The organism is Thioalkalivibrio versutus, assembly GCF_001999325.1.
GTDB classification, from domain to species: Bacteria; Pseudomonadota; Gammaproteobacteria; order Ectothiorhodospirales; family Ectothiorhodospiraceae; genus Thioalkalivibrio; species Thioalkalivibrio versutus.
In genome coordinates this window covers 100,635-118,276 of sequence record NZ_MVAR01000023.1, presented here as the reverse complement: position 1 = coordinate 118,276, position 17,642 = coordinate 100,635, and the positions used below count along the sequence as shown (strand labels likewise).

Annotated in this window: 18 protein-coding genes; 13 read left to right on the top strand and 5 right to left on the bottom strand. The window is 66.4% G+C overall.

Annotated elements, in window-relative coordinates; all coding sequences use genetic code 11:
* The first annotated feature begins 2 nt into the window (after positions 1 to 2).
* The 10 genes from gspG to B0684_RS09170 all read left to right on the top strand — a co-directional run bounded on the left by gspG (position 3) and on the right by B0684_RS09170 (position 9,317).
* Positions 3 to 473: a type II secretion system major pseudopilin GspG gene (gene gspG / locus B0684_RS09215; RefSeq protein WP_018650543.1), complete on the top strand. Its 471-nt coding sequence runs from the start codon at positions 3 to 5 to the stop codon at positions 471 to 473.
* An 8-nt stretch (positions 474 to 481) separates the two neighbouring features.
* Entirely contained in the window at positions 482 to 1,054 is a 573-nt protein-coding gene (locus tag B0684_RS09210) for a pilus assembly FimT family protein (protein WP_018650544.1), read from the top strand.
* Positions 1,055 to 1,056: 2 nt separating this feature from the next.
* Positions 1,057 to 1,449: a type II secretion system minor pseudopilin GspI gene (gene gspI, locus B0684_RS09205; protein ID WP_018176203.1), complete on the top strand. Its 393-nt coding sequence runs from the start codon at positions 1,057 to 1,059 to the stop codon at positions 1,447 to 1,449.
* Complete coding sequence (gene gspJ, locus B0684_RS09200) at positions 1,436 to 2,122, top strand: type II secretion system minor pseudopilin GspJ (RefSeq protein WP_026313098.1); 687 nt, start codon at positions 1,436 to 1,438, stop codon at positions 2,120 to 2,122. Before gspI ends, gspJ begins: the two co-directional genes overlap by 14 nt.
* Positions 2,119 to 2,919 carry a type II secretion system minor pseudopilin gene (locus B0684_RS09195; protein ID WP_018650546.1) on the top strand — a complete coding sequence of 267 codons (801 nt, stop codon included), beginning with the start codon at positions 2,119 to 2,121 and terminating at the stop codon, positions 2,917 to 2,919. The genes gspJ and B0684_RS09195 overlap by 4 nt, the downstream gene beginning before the upstream one ends.
* 48 nt (positions 2,920 to 2,967) lie before the next feature.
* Complete coding sequence (gspL, locus tag B0684_RS09190) at positions 2,968 to 4,266, top strand: type II secretion system protein GspL (RefSeq protein WP_018650547.1); 1,299 nt, start codon at positions 2,968 to 2,970, stop codon at positions 4,264 to 4,266.
* The gene (gene gspM, locus B0684_RS09185; RefSeq protein WP_018650548.1) at positions 4,263 to 4,757 is read left to right on the top strand and encodes a type II secretion system protein GspM; all 495 of its coding nucleotides are present in this window, start codon (positions 4,263 to 4,265) and stop codon (positions 4,755 to 4,757) included. The genes gspL and gspM overlap by 4 nt, the downstream gene beginning before the upstream one ends.
* Before the next feature lies 1 nt (position 4,758).
* Positions 4,759 to 5,577, top strand: a complete 819-nt coding sequence (gspN, locus tag B0684_RS09180) for a type II secretion system protein N (protein ID WP_018650549.1) — start codon at positions 4,759 to 4,761, stop codon at positions 5,575 to 5,577.
* Complete coding sequence (locus tag B0684_RS09175) at positions 5,574 to 6,269, top strand: outer membrane protein assembly factor BamD (RefSeq protein WP_018650550.1); 696 nt, start codon at positions 5,574 to 5,576, stop codon at positions 6,267 to 6,269. Before gspN ends, B0684_RS09175 begins: the two co-directional genes overlap by 4 nt.
* A gap of 702 nt (positions 6,270 to 6,971) precedes the next feature.
* A complete protein-coding gene (locus B0684_RS09170) occupies positions 6,972 to 9,317 on the top strand; it encodes a S8 family serine peptidase (protein ID WP_018168312.1) in 2,346 nt (781 codons plus the stop codon).
* A gap of 172 nt (positions 9,318 to 9,489) precedes the next feature.
* Here the strand turns inward: B0684_RS09170 and B0684_RS09165 are convergent, their stop codons facing one another.
* From B0684_RS09165 to B0684_RS09145, 5 genes are all read right to left on the bottom strand, one after another.
* A complete protein-coding gene (locus B0684_RS09165; RefSeq protein ID WP_018168313.1) occupies positions 9,490 to 10,476 on the bottom strand; it encodes a DUF4382 domain-containing protein in 987 nt (328 codons plus the stop codon).
* Positions 10,477 to 10,727: 251 nt separating this feature from the next.
* Positions 10,728 to 11,444, bottom strand: a complete 717-nt coding sequence (locus tag B0684_RS09160) for a 2OG-Fe(II) oxygenase (protein WP_018168314.1) — start codon at positions 11,442 to 11,444, stop codon at positions 10,728 to 10,730.
* 156 nt (positions 11,445 to 11,600) lie between these two features.
* On the bottom strand, positions 11,601 to 12,359 hold the full coding sequence (locus B0684_RS09155; RefSeq protein WP_018168315.1) for a competence/damage-inducible protein A: 759 nt from the start codon (positions 12,357 to 12,359) through the stop codon (positions 11,601 to 11,603).
* A gap of 22 nt (positions 12,360 to 12,381) precedes the next feature.
* Positions 12,382 to 13,476, bottom strand: a complete 1,095-nt coding sequence (gene hemH / locus B0684_RS09150; RefSeq protein ID WP_018144579.1) for a ferrochelatase — start codon at positions 13,474 to 13,476, stop codon at positions 12,382 to 12,384.
* Positions 13,477 to 13,590: 114 nt separating this feature from the next.
* Entirely contained in the window at positions 13,591 to 14,172 is a 582-nt protein-coding gene (locus B0684_RS09145; protein ID WP_018168316.1) for an HNH endonuclease, read from the bottom strand.
* Between the two features lie 334 nt (positions 14,173 to 14,506).
* On the opposite strand from B0684_RS09145, the gene B0684_RS09140 reads away from it, so the two are divergent.
* From B0684_RS09140 to B0684_RS09130, 3 genes are read left to right on the top strand one after another with little or no spacing between them, the layout of a single operon-like run.
* On the top strand, positions 14,507 to 15,640 hold the full coding sequence (locus B0684_RS09140) for an NAD(P) transhydrogenase subunit alpha (RefSeq protein ID WP_038037866.1): 1,134 nt from the start codon (positions 14,507 to 14,509) through the stop codon (positions 15,638 to 15,640).
* Complete coding sequence (locus B0684_RS09135; RefSeq protein ID WP_017942675.1) at positions 15,637 to 15,948, top strand: NAD(P) transhydrogenase subunit alpha part 2; 312 nt, start codon at positions 15,637 to 15,639, stop codon at positions 15,946 to 15,948. Before B0684_RS09140 ends, B0684_RS09135 begins: the two co-directional genes overlap by 4 nt.
* Positions 15,945 to 17,333: an NAD(P)(+) transhydrogenase (Re/Si-specific) subunit beta gene (locus B0684_RS09130; RefSeq protein WP_018168318.1), complete on the top strand. Its 1,389-nt coding sequence runs from the start codon at positions 15,945 to 15,947 to the stop codon at positions 17,331 to 17,333. The genes B0684_RS09135 and B0684_RS09130 overlap by 4 nt, the downstream gene beginning before the upstream one ends.
* Positions 17,334 to 17,642 lie beyond the last annotated feature (309 nt).

Genomic DNA, 17,642 nt, shown 5'->3' with positions numbered 1-17,642 from the left:
ACATGCAAGAACCCCGCTCTGCCTGCCTTGCGCGTACCGGATTCCGCGGTACCCGGGGCTTCACCCTGATCGAGATCATGGTGGTGGTGGTCATCCTCGGCATCCTCGCGGCCATCGTGGTCCCTCGCGTAATGGACCGCCCGGACGACGCCCGAATCACCAAGGTCAAGCAGGATATCCGCACGATTGAGAGCGCCCTGAATCTCTACCGTCTGGATAATTTCCGGTACCCGACCACCGACCAGGGACTGGATGCGCTGGTGGAGCGACCGCGCAGCGGGCCGGAAGCCCCCCAGTACCGCGAGGGCGGCTACATGGACCGCCTGCCGAGCGACCCCTGGGGCAATCCGTATCAATATCTGAACCCCGGACGACATGGCGACTTCGACGTCTTCAGCTACGGCGCCAACGGACGCCGCGGTGGCGAGGGGATCGAGGGCGAGATCGGCAACTGGAACATGGACGAATTCTGAGGACGCCAATGGCGACCCGCCGCGCACGCCCCACCGGCTTTACCCTGATCGAACTACTGGTCGTGATGTTCGTGATCGGCGTGGTGGCCAGCATCGGCGTGCTGTCCATGAGCCAGCTGGGCAGTCGGAGCCTCGAACAGACCGCCCGCCAACTGGCGGGCCAGATCGAACTCGCCCGGGAACACACCCTGTTGACCGGCCAGGCGCTGTCCATCGGCATTGGTACGGAGGGGCTGGTCATTCTGGAGCGCCAGTGGATCGACGATGCCCAGGTCACCTGGACACCGATCGAGCGGGGGCCGCTGGGTCCGCGGGACTTCCGGCAGCACGGGCTGCAACCACGGCTTTACGTGGACGGGCGGCGAAGCAGCCTCCGCGAAGGGCCGGAACATAACCGCATCGCCATCAGCAATAGCGGCGACATCGAACCCTTTGAATTGGTGCTGGAACACCCCGACGGGCAAAGCGGTCTCGTACTCCGGGTCGAACGGGGTCAACCCATCCAGGCCTTCGAACACCCGCCACCGGCACGCGGCGAGCCACGTCACTTGCTGATGGCCCATCCGGCCCAGCCCAACTAGCCATGCTGGCACGCGGCACACGGCGCGGATTCACGCTCCTCGAGGTCCTGATTGCCCTGGTGGTGCTCGGCGTCGCCCTCGGGGCCCTCATCAAGGCGGGCAGCGAACACGCACGCAATACCGCCTACCTGCAGGAACGTACGCTGGCCGGATGGGTGGCCGGCAACCTGCTCGCCGACTACGAGGCCGGGTTGCGGCGAGTCGATGTCGGTACCGAGCACATTCAGTCCACACTCGCGGACCGCGAATGGGAGGCCCGCATCGAGATCACCGATACGGTCATCGACGCCCCGCTGGAGCTGCCGGCGGTTCGCCGTATCGAGGTCCGGGTGTGGCCGCTCGATGGCGACCCCGACCATCCTCTCGTCCAGGCAACCGGCTATGCATTGCCCTGACGTGCCGGCACATCGGTCATGTTCTTTCGGCGCCTCGCGCGGCTTTACCCTGCTGGAGCTGCTCGTGGCCGTGGCCGTGTTCGCCACCGTCGGCGTGCTCGCCATCGGCGGACTGCGTGCAGTGCTGATGGCGGACCATGCCACGCAGGCCCAGAGCCAGCGCCTGGCGGAGCTGCAGGTCACACTGGCTGTGCTGGAACGCGACCTGCGCCACAGCATCGAGCTGCACCCCCGCGACGGCTACGGCGACCGCCTCCCCGCCCTGCGCTACAGCCCGGTCACGGACCCGCGACAACTGGAGCTGGTACGGGCGGGAAGCGGGGAACACGGCCGCCTCGCGCGGGTCGCCTGGAGAGTCAGTGAGCGGGGGCTGGAACGGGTCACCTGGCCGGTGCTGGACGGCGCCCTGCCGGAATCCGAGCAGGTGCGCCTGTTTCTGGGCCGGGATGCACACGCCGGGCGAGCGTCCACGGCGAACGGCCGGATGGCGCCGGACACGGGCGATGAACTGGAGATCCGCTTCGACTTTGTCGATGGCGACACCCAGGAGATCACGGACGGCTGGCCACCGCTGGATGGCGGCGACCGCCGACCGGCGCAGGTGATCGTCCGCCTGGTCGTTCCGGGGCTCGGACCGATCGAGCGCCGCATCGCCCTGCCGGGGGTCCAGTGAGGGGCCGGCATTCGGGCGCCGCGCTGATCACGGCCCTGCTGGTGGTCGCGATCGCCAGCGTGACGGCGGTCACCATGACCATGCGTGACCATCAGCAAGTCTTCCGCGCGGCCACCATCCAGGACCAGGATCGGGCGCGGCACCTGACCCAGGGGGCCGAAACCGTCGCCCTGCACATGCTGGAAAGGCTGCCAAACTACGACGACCTGCCGTGGGACGGCTGCGCGTCTCCGACATTGCCACTGGAGTTGGAAGGTGTCGGCGTGCGCGCCCGCCTGGAGAACCTTCACTGCCGCTTCAACCTCAACAGCCTCGGGCGCGCCGATGACCCGCCCCTTGAGGCCTTCGCCGGGCTGATCGAGCACGCCCTCGCGGCAACCGAGGGTCAATCGGGTAACGCCCAACGCCTGGCGGTCGCCGTACACGACTGGATGAACCCGGAAACGGACGACCCGGTATACCGCGGCCTGGAACCGCCCCGGCTCAGCGGCAACCGCCCGATGCGCCTCGCGTCGGAACTGCTTCAGGTACACGGTTTCGATCCGGACCTCTGGCAGGCACTAGCGCCCTGGGTCGTGGCCCGGCCGGGCACGGACAACGCCATCGACATGGAGCGCGCCCCGGGTCCCGTAACCGCGGCGGCGCTGGGTCAGGCGACCGAACAGAGCCGCGACATTCGCTATTTCCGGCTGCAACTGGTTGTCCGCATCGCCGGACGGGATTATTTTCACTGCGCGATCCTCGATAGCCCCAACGGGCGTACCATTCTTCGCGAACACGCCCCCTGCGAACCCTGAACAAGAAAACCGGATGCCTGCAGACGCCTTTCACTCACCGGACCCCGCATGAACTGGTTCCTCTTCCAGCTGCCAGAACCCGAGATGCTCGGCGCGGACACGCCGCTTCGGCTGCGCTGGCTGCGGCTGCGCAGGAACGGCGCGCTCGCGGATCAGGGCGAGGCGGCGCCGGACGAGCTGCGCGCCCTGCTCGCGGCGGACGACCATGCGGTTGCGCTACTCCCCGGGGAACGCGCGCCTCTCCATCGGGTGTTCGTGCCCGGGAAGTCGGGCCGCGTGCGTCGCCGCGCGCTTCCGTTCGCCCTGGAGGAGCGTCTCAGCGAGGACCTGGAACAGCTCCGGATCATTGCCGGCCCTCGCCACGGTAGCGAGACCCTGGCCGGCGTGGTGGCGCATCGGGACCTGGAGCGCTGGGAAGACTGGCTTCGCGAGCTAGGCATCCGCGTATCGCACATGATCCCGGATCTTGCGCTACTGCGAACCCTGGACCCGGGCGATCAGGTCTTCCTGCTCTCGGGAACGCAACGCAGCATCGTGCTTTCGCCCGAGGCCGAACCCCTCGCGATGCCCCGCGAGGTTGCCAGCTGGTGGTTGCAGCAACGCTCCGCCGCCACCACGACCTCCGATGACACCAGCGCCGACGAAACGCAGTCTCCCCAGGCTGCGGTTCATGTGGTGGATCCGTCCGCCGAACCCGACCCACGCGCACCCCTCCAGCCCCCACCCGAATGGTCCGGCGACGTCCTCGAACTCCTGCTGGCCGGGGTGCAATCGGGGAGCCTGCCGCCACCCGATCTACAGCGCGCCGTACGGGCTGCACTAGCCTTCGACTTCGCATCCTCCGCCGAAAGCCCGACCTCGCTCGGCGCCCTTCCCGCACCATGGCGCGCACCGGCGGCACTGGCGCTCGTGCTGGCGGCAGTCTGGCTTGGGTCCGTGTGGCTGGAGGCCTGGCAACTCGAGCGGGAATACCGGGCAACCGAACGGGACATCGCGGCCCTGTTCGAGGAAACCCTGCCGCAGGCCCGCATGGTCGACCCCGTGGCCCAGTTCGAGGGCCTGCTGGGACAGGCAGAATCGGACACGACAACTCTGACCATACACAGCCCGCTCGGCGAAGCCCTTGCCAGCATCATGGAGGGCCTCGCCCCGCGCGACCTCACCCTGCAGCGCCTGCGGGGCGACCCGGATCGCCTTGAACTCGAGCTGGAGGGCAGCGGAATCGCGGAACTGGAACAGTTGCGCGAGGGCCTGCGCGAAGCCATGTCCGCGCGCGTCCGGATCGTCTCGGCCGAAACCGGCGAGCAGGGTGTCCGGGCACGCATGACCATCGAGCAGGAACCATGAAGGCCTACTGGGACGCCCTGCAGACGCGCGAACAACGGATCCTGCTGGCAGGCGGTTTGGTCCTGCTGATCGCGGTGGCGTTCCTGGGCGTCGTCGAGCCCCTGCTGGAAAGCCGGGAACAGTCGCGCGACCGACTCGCCGAGGCGCGCGCGGAACTGGCCTGGATGCAAGCCAATGCCCCCGAGGTCACGGCTGCCCACAGCCGCGAACCGACACAGGACAATCGACGTCCGCGCCTTGAAGGCCGCTCGCTGATCGCCCACGTGGATGCCTCCGCGCGGGCCTTCGGCCTGGGCGAGCACTTGGCGCGCGCCCGCCCTGGCGAGACCGGCGTCACCCTGCACCTCGAAGGGGCGCCCTACAGCGATCTGATGCGCTGGCTCGGCGAACTGGAACGCGAAGACGGCGTCGTCCCCGGACGCATCTTGCTGGAACGCGTCGTCGAGCCGGGGCGCATCAATGCCGAACTCTTCCTGACCCGCGAGCCGTAGCGTGACCATCGACCCCGACAACCGCGTCGACGAACGCCGCCGGGATCGCCGTGCATGGTTCGCGCTGGGGGCGTTTTTTGTTCTCGCCCTGCTGCTTGCGCTGGTGGTACGCGCGCCCGCTTCGGTCGCGCTGGCGGGTGCCGAGCGGTGGGGCGGGCTGCCGGAAACAATCACCTGGGAACGGGTGCACGGGTCGCTCTGGCAGGGTAGCGTCGAGGGGGTTCAATCACCGGTGGGGCCGATGGGCCGGCTGCACTGGGATGTGCGACCCGGCGAGCTTCTGCGCGGGGGGCTTGGCGCCGACATCCACTGGGCCCCGCCCGGCGGCGGCGAACTCCGTGGAGTCCTGCGACTCGGGCTCGACAGCGTGCAGCTCTCCGGGCTCGAAGGGACCCTGCCCGCTGCTGCCTTGCATCAGTGGGACACGGGCATCCCCCTCGTTCTGGACGGCCAGCTGCAGACCAGCGGACTGCACCTCCGGATCCATCGGGACGGAACGATGGAACAGGCCTCGGGGCGGGTCAACTGGCAGGAAGCGGCCGCGGGACTCCCCCGTCCCTTGCCCCTGGGCGAGCAACGCGCCACCCTGCGCGAAGAGGACCAGCGCTTGGGGATCGACCTGGATGCCGCCCCGGATGCCGAACTGGGCATCACCGGCACGATTCGCCTGGACCTGCGTACGGATCCCCCGGGCATGGATGCGCGGGTTGTGCTGGACCCGCGCGCCCACGCCGATGCCGCCATCCAGCGCCTACTCGAAAACAATCTTCGCCGTGACGATCAGGGACGGTATCTATGGACCGCAGGATCAGCCCCGTGACACCCGAACGAAACCCGATAACGACCCGCCGGTTCCGGCCTGCGACCCCGGCCGCCACGCTGACGGCCGGCATACTGTTCGGCCTGATGCTGGCGGGTTGTGCCACCACCCCGCCAAACGGGTCCCAGCCCCCGCCAGAGGATATCCGCTATGCCCTGGAACGCGGGGACTGCCGTGCGGCCTACAGTGCGCTGGATACGGCCAACGCACCCGCCTCGGTCGACGTCCGCCTGTCGGTCGCCCGGGTATGCCTGCAGCGCGGGGAATTCGCGCGCACCCGCAACCTCACCGATACCATCCGCCAGGAGAACCCGGATCATCCGGATATCGACTACGCCGCGTATCTCGGTGCCCTGGCGCATCTGGGAACGTGGAACCGGGCCACGTCCGCGCCGCCGAAGCAACGCAGCGAACAGGGCCGCCAGGTCTTCCTCCAGCTGGCCGCCTTCCTCAACGACTACCCCATGTCGGAGTACGCGGAGTCCATTGCCCCACGCCTGGCCCGTATGCGCGAGAACCTGGCCGACATCGAACTGGAGATCGCCGACCGATCCGCCGCCGCCGGGCACGCAGAGGAGGCCCGCGCACGAATCGAGTACGTGCGCGACTACTACCCGGGTACCACCGCTGCGCAAACCGCCGCCGAGAGACTGGAGGCACGTGACGCCGGCGAAGACGATGCCGGGGACTAACCGGCCAGGCGACGAACCCCAACCGCCGGAATGACCCGCCGAGTTTTCCCGAACGCCGGTAACCGGCCCCGCAATCATGCAGAGTTTCCCCTTCCTTTATTGCGGAGGTCGAGAACGAATCCCAACCTGCGCCATCGCTCCCGTTTGCAGAACCGGCATCGCCGGACGACCCGCCACAGTGTGGCGCCACGACAACTCCTACAGCCGCGAGGCCATGCCGCCCCTGCGGCCGTTCTCGCTTGCAGTCTTTACCCTTGAACCTGTGCGAATGAATCAGCCCCCGAGGCAACGACCGCGGATTGAATCAGTGGCCGCGCGTACAGACCACATCCGGTCGGAAGGCCACTCTTGAAATGCCGCATTGGGCAGGGGTTGACGGCCACATACCGTTCGAACCTGCGATTCTTGATCGATCGCGGCAAATTCCTTTTCGCGTCTGCGGTCCGCGGGAAATGAGGGACCGATTGCGGGTCGAAATCGCCGATGCCCCCGAACATTCTGGTCATCCGGAGGAGCTTTGGAGTGAAGCAGTCATTCGGCCCATCAAATGGCGACTTGCTTCGCCATGAACCAGCGCAATCGATGCGGCAGGTCCTCGCATGGATTGCACTGGCGTTGTCTTCGGCGCTTCTGGCGGTCGGGTGCGGGGGTGGGGGCGGCGGATCATCCAGTGGGGGTTTCGTCGTGTCCGGGAGCATCGAGGTGCAGGCCTTGCATCATGTCGATTCCGATACGAACGACCCGGAAAGCCGGATCTCCAGCAACAACGACCTCGCCAGTGCGCAGGCGGTACGCATGCCCGCCATCATCGGCGGATTTGTGGCCAGCCCCCTGACCGACAGCCGCTTCGGCTCGGCCGGAGACCCGGATGACATATTCGTGGCCGAGTTCGAGGCCGGCGACCAGGCCTTGCTGGAGTTCCCGGATACCGCACGGGCCGATCTCGACCTGTACCTGATTGATGAAGACGGGATGCTGGTGGATGCCTCCATTAGCGTCGAGGGTTTCGCGCGCGTCGTCGCACCCGAGGCCGGGCTTTACTATGTCCGGGTATCGGCCTATTCGGGCCAGTCCGCGTACCATTTGCGACTCGACTCGTCGCAGCTGCTGGACCCCGCGCATGCGGCAAGCCTGCGTGTGGCGGATGACTTTGTGCCGGGCGAGATCATCGTGCGCAGCGCGGACGAGATCCGCCCATTTGCACAAGGGAAAACCCCGGCCGACATGCTCCTGCAGAGGATTTCCGGGGCGCCGGGACGCGAGCAGCTCTGGCGCATCCCCGAGGGTCATGCGGAGGCAGTCATCAGTACGCTGGGCCTGCATACGCCCTCGATCTCGCCGGCAGTGGCCTGGCGCACCCCGGAACAAGCCGCTCGCCATGACACCCTGCGCGTGATCAAGGCGCTGCGGGGGCAGCCGGATATCGTCTCGGCATCGCCCAACTACCGAATGACTCCCCTGCGGACGACGCCCAACGACCCACACTGGGGAGATCAATGGTTCCACGAAGCCATCAACCTGCCGCAAGCCTGGGACATCACCACCGGCCAGGAAGCAGACGAAGAGGTTGTCGTGGCCGTCATCGATACCGGCGTCTACCGCGAGCACGAAGACCTGGACGAGAACCGACTCTTCCCGACAAAGCGGTTTGTCTGCGATCCGGCAGACAGCACCTGTGATGAAGAGCGTTCCTGGCATGGTACGCACGTCACCGGAATTATCGGGGCGGCCACCGACAACAGTCTTGGCGTTGCCGGCATCTCCTGGGGAGTGGACATCCTCCCTGTCTGGACGCTGAACGGGACCGGGACCCTGAACGACACGCTACAGGGGATCCGCTACGCAGCCGGTCTGCCGAACGACTCCGGCACCGTACCCGAGAAGCCGGCCGACATCATCAACCTCAGCCTCGGGGGCGGCGGCTACAGCGCGGAGGCCGATGAACTCTTGCAGGAGGTACGCGAGCTCGGAATCCTGGTGGTCGCGTCCGCGGGCAACGATGGAACCAGCACGGTCGGCTACCCCGCGGCCTACGAATCGGTATTGGCAGCGGGCGCCACGGACCGCAATGCCGAACGCGCCTGGTACAGCAACTACGGCCCCCGTCTGGACCTGGTGGCTCCCGGGGGCGTCATCATTCAACCCGGTGACGGCATCCTGAGCACCTGGGTGAAGGAGAACCCGGCCGGAACCCTTGAATCGGGCTACGCACTCCTCCAGGGCACTTCAATGTCCACGGCCGTTGTTTCCGGTGTCCTTGCGCTGGGCCGCGCGGTGAATCCGGGACTCTCCCCGGGATTGCTGCTGGAGTTGCTCGAATCGGGCCGGCTCACCCGGGACCTGGGACCTGCCGGGTGGGAGCCGGAAACCGGCTGGGGCGAGATCGACGCGCATCAGGCGGTCCAGGAGATCGCGGCCCGGGCCGGCTCGGAAGAGCTGGCACCCCGGATCTCGGTAACCCCACAAAGCCTGAACTTCGGCTTCACCGGAACGGGCCTGGATCTGCGCCTGCGCAACGGGGGCGATGGCACCCTGCAGATTGAAGACATCGCCACGCCCGCGACCTGGCTGACCGTGGAACCACACGAGGTCACCGACGACGGTCTGGGGCTTTATCTCGCCTACGGGCAGCGCGATGCCCTGAGCCCGGGCGACTACGAGTCTCGCTTGCGCATCACCGCCGACAACGGCGACCCGCGCGACATTCCGGTCGGCATCCGGGTCGCCGAGCGCGACCCGCAAAGCGATACCGTGGGACGGGTCTACGTACTCCTGCTCGACCGCGACGATCGCGTCGTGGCGCAAACGGCCCTGGAACCCGAGTTCGGGACCTACCGCTATCGCTTCGAAGGGGTGCCCGCCGGGGATTATCGCGTGGTCGCCGGCACCAACATCGCGGGCGATGACCGGATTTGTGCCGGCGCCGAGGCCTGCGGAGCCTGGCCTCAATATGGAGCCCGCGAGACCTTCCGGGTGGATCGCGACCGTACCGGACTCGACTTCGGAATCGCCTGGCGGCCGTTCACAGACGGTGGTTTTGCCCTGTAGCCCCGTTGGCCAGCGCCTGGGGTGAACTGGATCACCGGGCCTCGCAACCGGGACACGGGGACTGATTCACCCCCACCAACAGAAGGGGCGCTGAGTGAGAACCCGGCGCCCCTATGGCTTCCCCTACTGCAGGGCAGCGGCCCAAAGCCGTAACCCACTCGGACGATCGATACTAGCTATCCGGGAAATTCACTTCCGTCGTCTCACCCGCCTCGACTTCGGCGTTGGCCTGATCGACGAACTCGATGGGAGTGGCCTCCTCCGGATCGTCCTCGCCCGCCTCGAAGGTCAGGGCCACCGTGTAATCGCCCGCCTCCAGGAATCCTGCGGTGTAGCGGTACTCCCAGTCACCGGTCGCCTCGACATGGCGGTAGTGCACGTTGGCCGTGGTCACCGCATCGTCATCGTCGTCGCGGAGATCACGCGGCTCACGGTCAGGGCCCTCGAAGACATAAACCGCCGCACCCGGGCAGGCGTACAGCCCCGGTTCGCGCTCTTCGCAGGTGAAATCCGCGGGGAGCAGCCCGGGATCCACTGTCCCCGTAATGGCGCCCGCTTCACGGTTATCCACCAAACGCAGCGAACGCCGCATGCGATGGTAGCCCTCAAAGCGAGTGTCTTCGCGGATCGCTTTGCGCAGATCAAAGTCCACGGTGAACGAGGCCTCTTCGTCCTCCGCAATGCTGAAGCCGCTGGATAGCTGCAAGCCCGCCTGCAACCCACCCGGGATGATCAGGTTCTCGCTGTAGCCATCCACGAACTCGATGAACGAGCTGGTCGCGAAATTGGAGAGCGGCGGCGCACTGACACCCTCTTCGCGCTCCAGATGAAAACGGATCCAGTCGTAATCGCCTGCCGGGACTTCTGCGTCCTCGAACAGGAATTCAGAGTCTTCGCCTTGCAACGCGAGCAAATCGATCTCGCGAACGGATTCGTCCTCACCCAGATCGATGCGAATGCGTTCGCCGTCGGAGGGCTGGAGCTCGATATAGGTGAAGCGGACCACGACCCGGCTGGCCGAATCGACAGGGGCATCCGTCACGGCAAGGCTCATCTGTCCGGTCCCGCCACCGCTGCTCCCGCCGCCGCCACAGGCGACGAGCCCCGCCGTCGCGATCCCCAACCCCACCAAACGAGTCAAATTGCCAATCTTGTGCATCACGGTCTCCCTCTAGCCAGAAACGTCCTTTGCAAGCCTAGGCAGTTTGCCAGGCCCGATGACGCACAAAGCCGCATGGACCGCGGAAAGGCTGGAAAACCAGAAGCGCATCACACGAAACGAACCGCTCGGAGCCGCTGTCGGGGCGAGTCCCGCGTCGCGAATGGGCGGGGTCGACTTGCGATTTCGGCGAGAACTCGGCAGGCGTCGGCCCGCCGCGCAGGTGCCCCCCCCTCAGGCAACCAGGACCGTCAGAAGCGGTCGAGGCTGGCGAGGGGGCCCGACAGATCGCGGATTCGCATCCAGGAGGCGATGCTGGCGCGCCAGCGGCGGGTAGGCAGGACGGCATGGGGTACGGTCTGACTGAGAAACATCACCAGCGTCCCCGCGCGTGGCTGGATGCGGCGGATCTCGCGCCCTTCGCTGTCGTAGATTGCGAGCTGGCCGCCGTCGCGTTCGCGCCAGTGACGGTTCAGGTAGAACACCAGCGACAGGCGGCGGCAATTGCCAGCCTGGAAGGCATCCACATGCCGGGCGTAGTGAGTTCCTGGCGGATACAGGGCGAAGTGGGACTCGGTCTCGAACAGGCCCGGAATCAGCGCCCGGCTCGCCTGCAAACGAATCTCGTCGAGGCGCGCCATGAACGCCTGCTGCGCGGGACTCGCGCCATCCAGCCAGTGAATCCAGTCGCCGCGGGTCGCCCGGTCCCGATGGCGCTCGCCGGCGCGGCCGATCCGCGCCTGCGCCAGTTGCGCCGCATCACGCAGCGCATAGACCTCCTCTCGCAGGGCGTCGACGATCTCCTGCGGCAGGAAATCGGGCCAGACGAGCCGATGCTCGCGCGCCAGCGCATCCAGCCAGCCGTCGGGCGCGCAAAATTCGGAGGAGGAGTCGGCCACGACCGGCGCAAGGGTCGGCGCGGTCTCGGCGGCTTCCAGCCATTCGGGGCCAAGGGCAGGCAGGTTCACGTACTCGGGTCTTCCATTCAGGCCGCGATCGCGGCGCGCAGGCGGGCGCCTGTCAGGCAGACGCCCAGATCAGCGTCTTCCCCACAGGATATATACCGGGAACGCCGGGGTGCGCAAGGGCTTTATAGCACCGTTGCCCTGCCAGGAGGCTGCAGACTAGTACGCCAGAAAACCGCCGGCGATCAGGTGCTGGCGCAAGGCGGCCTGGGCCTCGGTGACGCGGGCGCGGGCGCCACGCAGGCCCAGCTCGACCTGCGGCGCCTGGCGGTCCATGCGCGGGAGACAGGAGATGCGCAGGTCGGGGAACGCGGCCTCCATGGCCTCGAGCACCGGGACCAGGCGGCTCTCGGTGACATTCTCCAGGCGCAGGACCTCTTCCACGGCACCCGCTGCCGCATCGCGGTCGGGGAAGCGCTGCTCCAGGACCCAGCGGGCCATGGGCTCGGCCATGGCCGGGAAACCGGGTACGCAGTGATGCTGCGCACAGCTAAAGCCGGGGATGCCGTTGACCGGGTTCGGGATCAGGCTGGCCCCCTCGGGGAGCTCGGCCATGCGTACGCGGTGGGGCCAGGCGTCGGCACCGAAGCGCTCCTCGAGGATGGCCATGAACTCGGGATGAGGCGCCAGCGGCTGGGCCAGTGCCTCGGCCAGGCAGGCGCGGGTGCGATCATCCGGGGTCGCGCCGATGCCGCCGAAGCTGAACACCTCGGCGCCGCTGGCCAGGGTCTCGCGGAAGGTCTGCGTCAGCAGGCGGGCGTTATCACCGACGATACGGATCCACGCAAGTTCCAGCCCCCTTTCCGCCAGCGCCGCGGTCAGGTGCGCCTGATGCCGATCACGGCGCTTCCCGCTCAGGAGCTCGTCGCCGATGATCACGGCGCCGATCTCGATCGTGTGCGATCCCCGGCCGTCCATCGTGGGTCGATCCATCGCCGATCTACTGCTTGGCACCCATGGCCAGCGCGCGCTCGCGCGCAGCCGCACGCGCCTCGGGGGCGTTGTCCGGATCGTCGAGCCACGGCGCCAGGTGCTGCTGTAGCAGCCCGGCCAGGAAGTCGAGATGATCAGCGCGGTCATTCAGCGCCGGGATGTAGTGGAAGCGCTCGCCGCCGGCCTCGGTGAAGATCTCGCGGTTTTCGTCGCCGATCTCCTCGATGGTCTCCAGGCAATCCGCCGAGAAACCGGGGCAGATCACGTCCACTGAGCGCACGCCCTGCCCCGGCAAGGCCTCCAGGGTCTTGTCGGTGTAGGGCTGCAGCCATTCCTCGCGACCGAAGCGCGACTGGAAGGTGACCTGCCACTGGTCGTCGTTCAGCCCCAGCGCCTGCGCCAGCTTGTGCCCGGTGGCGTGGCACAGGCAGTGGTAGGGGTCGCCCTGCAGCAGGTAGCGTTTGGGGATGCCGTGGAAGGACATCATCAGGCGATCGGCCTGACCATGCGCCTGCCAGTGCTCGCGCACGCTGTTGGCCAGGGCCTCGATGTAGCCGGGCTGGGCGTCATAGGCGGCGATGAACTGCAGATCGGGCACCCAGCGCCAGCCCTTGAGCACGTCGGCCACGGCATCGAAGGTGGAGCCATTGGTGCTGGCCGAGTACTGCGGGTAAAGCGGCAGGACAACCACACGACGCACGCCTTGGCGGCGCAGTTCGTCCAGGCCGGATTCAATGGACGGGTTACCGTAGCGCATGCCCAGGGCGACCGGGACATCCTCGCCGACCTGCGCGGCCAGGCGCTCGCGCACACCGGCGGCCTGGCGTTTCGAGATCGCCAGCAGCGGCGAGCCCTCGTCGGTCCACACGGTTGCGTATTTCGCCGCCGAGCGCTTGGGCCGAATGTTCAGGATCACGCCGTTCAGAATCAGCCACCAGATGGGTCGCGGGACCTCGACCACGCGCGGGTCCCAGAGGAACTCCTTCAGGTAGCGCCGCAAGGCGGGCGCGGTGGGTTCGTCCGGCGTCCCCAGGTTGGTCAGCAAAACGCCGACGCCGCGCGCCTGGCCATGGCGATAATCCGCTTCTCCGAAATACTTCATGGGGCTCCTTGCAGGCATGGGGGACGGTGACTCCCTGTCGGAGTCACGGAGCGTCGCTTTGGTTCACACGCCAAGGATACCCGCGGGCACGAGTGGGCGCGCGCCCGGGACGGATCAGACGCTACGACCCCGCAACGGGCTGGTACGCGGGAAGTGCGCCTGCAGGAACTCCATCTGGTCGGCCAGCACGCGCTTGCCCTTGAGGAAGATGTATTCCGCGTGGGTGGGCGTAAACGGGATGGCGAGCAACTGCATCCCGGCCTCTTCCGGCGTGAACCCCGCCTTGTGGTTGTTGCAGCGCTTGCAGGCGGTGACCACGTTGGTCCAAGTGTCTTCGCCGTCCTGGCTGATCGGGGTCACGTGGTCGCGGGACAAATCGCGTTCGGGGAACGCGTGACCGCAGTAGAGGCAAAGGTGGGCATCGCGGCGGAACAGGGTGGTGTTATTGAGCGGGGGGATGTAGTCGTTGAAGCGGGACTTGCGGGTGCCGTGAGTGGCGATGATCGAGTTGACCTCGACCCGTGACTGCAACCCGGTGCGCGCGTTGATGCCGCCGCGCATGCGATATAGCGGGCTGCCACAGGTGTAGGCCACCTGCTCGGTGTAATAGAGGCGCACGGCCTGCTCCAGGCCGATCCACTCTAGCGGCATGCCCGCGGCATCCGTGCGCAGGACCTGATGCTCATTCGGCAACATGACCCCGTCCCGTCTCAAGGAAACACGGATTTGCTCACGCGGCGTACGGGTGAACAAATCCATGCCGCCTTCGATACCCGAAAAACAATAAACAGCCTTCAGGAACAAAGCAATTACAACGCCATGACCCGCGGTATCGTAAGCTCGCCCAACCTGACGGGCCCTGCAACGAGGGTGGACACGGTTTAAGCACGAGGCCGGATCCGCTACACTCGCGGGTCGTTTTTTGTGCGGCACGCCCGAATCACGCGTGCCGCATCCGATTTCACCACCCGCGAGCGCGGCTGATCGTCCCATAGGGAATACGGGAACGCTTGGCCCGGGGAGAGAGCGCATGGCAATCAAATTATCCGTTCCCAGGGAATCCGCCAGTGGCGAGCGCCGCGTGGCCCTGGATCCGTCGGTAGCGGCCAAGTTCAGCGATATGGGCATCACGGTGCAGCTGGAAAAGGGTGCCGGTTCCGAGGCCCATTTTCCGGATGCGGCCTACGAGAAGGCCTCCGTGGTCGACACCGAGACCGCCTACGGCCAGTCGGACCTGATGGTCCGCGTGGCACCGCCGACAGTCGAGGAGATCAACCAGCTGCCGGAAGGCTCGACCGTGGTCAGCCTGTTCCACGCTCACCGCAACCCGGATGTGGTCAAGGCGATGCAGGAGCGCAAGATCCTGAGCTTCGCGATGGAGCTGATCCCGCGCATCTCGCGCGCCCAGAGCATGGACGTGCTGTCCTCGCAGGCGGCCGTGGTCGGCTACAAGGGCGCGATCATGGGCTCCGACCTGTCCTGCCGCTTCTTCCCGATGCTGACCACCGCGGCCGGCACCATCCGCCCGGCCAAGGTCATCGTGATCGGCGCCGGCGTGGCCGGGCTGCAGGCGATTGCCACGGCCAAGCGCCTGGGCGCGATGGTCGAGGCCTATGACGTGCGCTCCGCCACCAAGGAGCAGGTCGAGTCGCTGGGCGCGAAGTTCCTCGATCTCGGCGTCTCCGCCGAGGGCGAGGGCGGCTACGCCCGCGAACTGACCGCGGAAGAGAAAAAGCAGCAGCAGGATGCCCTGGGCGAGTACATCGCCAAGGCCGACGTGCTGATCACTACCGCCGCGATCCCGGGACGCGATGCACCCAAGCTGATCCCCAAGATCATGGTCGAGGGCATGAAGCCGGGTGCGGTCATCATCGACCTGGCGGCCGAAGGTGGCGGCAACTGCGAGCTGAGCAAGCCCGGCGAGACCCACGACCACAAGGGCGTGATCATCCATGCCCCGTTGAACGTGCCCTCGCAGGTCCCGCTGCATGCCTCCGAGATGTATGCCAAGAACCTGCTGAATTTCCTCACGCCGATGATCGCAGAAGGCGGCGAATTCCAGCCCGACTGGGATGACGAGGTCATCGCCAAGAGCGTGCTGACCCGCGATGGCGAGATCGTGCACGAGGCCACCCGCGAGGCCCTGAAGGGAGCTCAATCATGATCATCGAAGGCTTTATCGCGCTATACATCTTCATGCTCGCGGCCTTCACCGGCTACGAGATCATCTCCAAGGTCCCGGTCATCCTGCATACCCCGCTAATGTCCGGTTCCAACTTCGTCCACGGCATCGTGCTGGTCGGGACCATGGTCGCGCTCGGCCACGCCACGACCCCGCTGGAACAGGCCATCGGCTTTGTCGCCGTGATCCTGGCCGCGGGCAACGCCGTGGGTGGCTATGTCGTCACCGAACGCATGCTGGAGATGTTCAAGACCAGCAAGAAGGACGACAAGAAGGGAGATAACGCATGAGTCTGATTATCAACCTCGCCTACTTTGCGGCGGCGGTCCTGTTCATCGTCGGCCTCAAGCAGATGTCTTCGCCGACCACCGCGCGGCCGGGCATCATGTGGGCCGGCGTGGGGATGGTGCTCGCCACGCTCGTGACCTTCGTGCATCCGGAGGTCTCCGGGGGCGTGAACTACACCCTGATCGTCCTGGGTATCGTCATCGGTGGCGGTCTCGCCTGGTGGAGCGGCAAGAAGGTCGCCATGACCGACATGCCGCAGATGATCGCGCTGTACAACGGCATGGGCGGCGGCGCCGCGGCCGGCATCGGCGCGATCTACCTGCTGCAGGCCACCCCGGAGACCGTCAGCAACACCGGCCTGGCGATCGCCACCACCGGCTCGCTGATCGGTTCGGTCGCCTTCTCCGGTTCGCTGGTGGCCTACGCCAAGCTGCAGGGCCTGATGAAGAAGACCTTCCACTTCCCGGGCCAGCAGGTGGTGAACATCGCCATCTTTGCTATCACCGTGATCCTCGGCTTCATGCTGGCGACCGGCGGCGGCGAGATCGGCTCGGCCACACTGCTGTTGTTCTTCATCCTGTCGCTCGCCTTCGGCATCCTGATGACCCTGCCGATCGGCGGCGCCGACATGCCGGTGGTCATCTCGCTGTACAACGCCCTCACCGGCCTGGCAGTCGGCCTCAAGGGCATCGTGCTCGACAACCCGGCCCTGATGATCGCCGGTATCGTCGTCGGCGCGGCCGGTACGCTGCTCACGCAGCTGATGGCCAAGGCGATGAACCGCCCGATCAAGAACATCCTGTTTAGCCAGTTCGGTGGCAGCAGCGGGGGTGCCGAGGAAGCGATCGAGGGCACCATGAAGGAGATCCAGGCCAACGACGCCGGGATCATGATGGCCTTTGCCGAGAAGGTGATCATCGTGCCGGGCTACGGCATGGCCGTGGCGCAGGCACAGCACAAGATCTGGGAATTCACCCAGCTGCTGCAGAAGCGCGGCGTGGACGTGAAGTTCGCGATCCACCCGGTCGCGGGCCGCATGCCCGGGCACATGAACGTGCTGCTGGCCGAGGCCGGCGTGCCCTACGACATCATCTTCGACCTCGACGAGATCAACGAGGAGTTCAAGACCGCGGATGTCGCCATGGTCATCGGCGCGAACGACGTCGTGAACCCGGTGGCCCGGACCAATCCGGACTCGCCGATCTACGGCATGCCGATCCTCAACGCGGACCAGGCGCACAACGTCATCTGTGTGAAGCGCGGCAAGGGCTCCGGTTTCTCGGGCATCGAGAACCACCTGTTCTATGCCGACAACAACCAGATGTTGTACGGCGACGGCCAGAAGGTGGCCGCCGAACTGGTGGCATCGGTCAAGGCCCTCGGCTAGTCGGCCCGCTCCACTCGCGGGGCCCGGACACCGGGCCCCGCAACCGAAACCCGGCCACCGTTTTGCGGTGCCGGGTTTTTTTTGTTGCTCACCCACCGGGCCAGGATTGAAACCCGAAATCTGTACATTTCCTGTACAAACTACCCACAAGGGCCGGGGTCAAACCCCGGTTAGCACACACAGCGCGCACTCGGTTTCACATAACGATCATAACTCGCTGTTTTAACTCTATTAAATGGATATGGTCGATTTTTGCCCAATCCAGGTAGCCCTTAGCAGTAACAAGCATTTAGGGATGTTCATACCGAT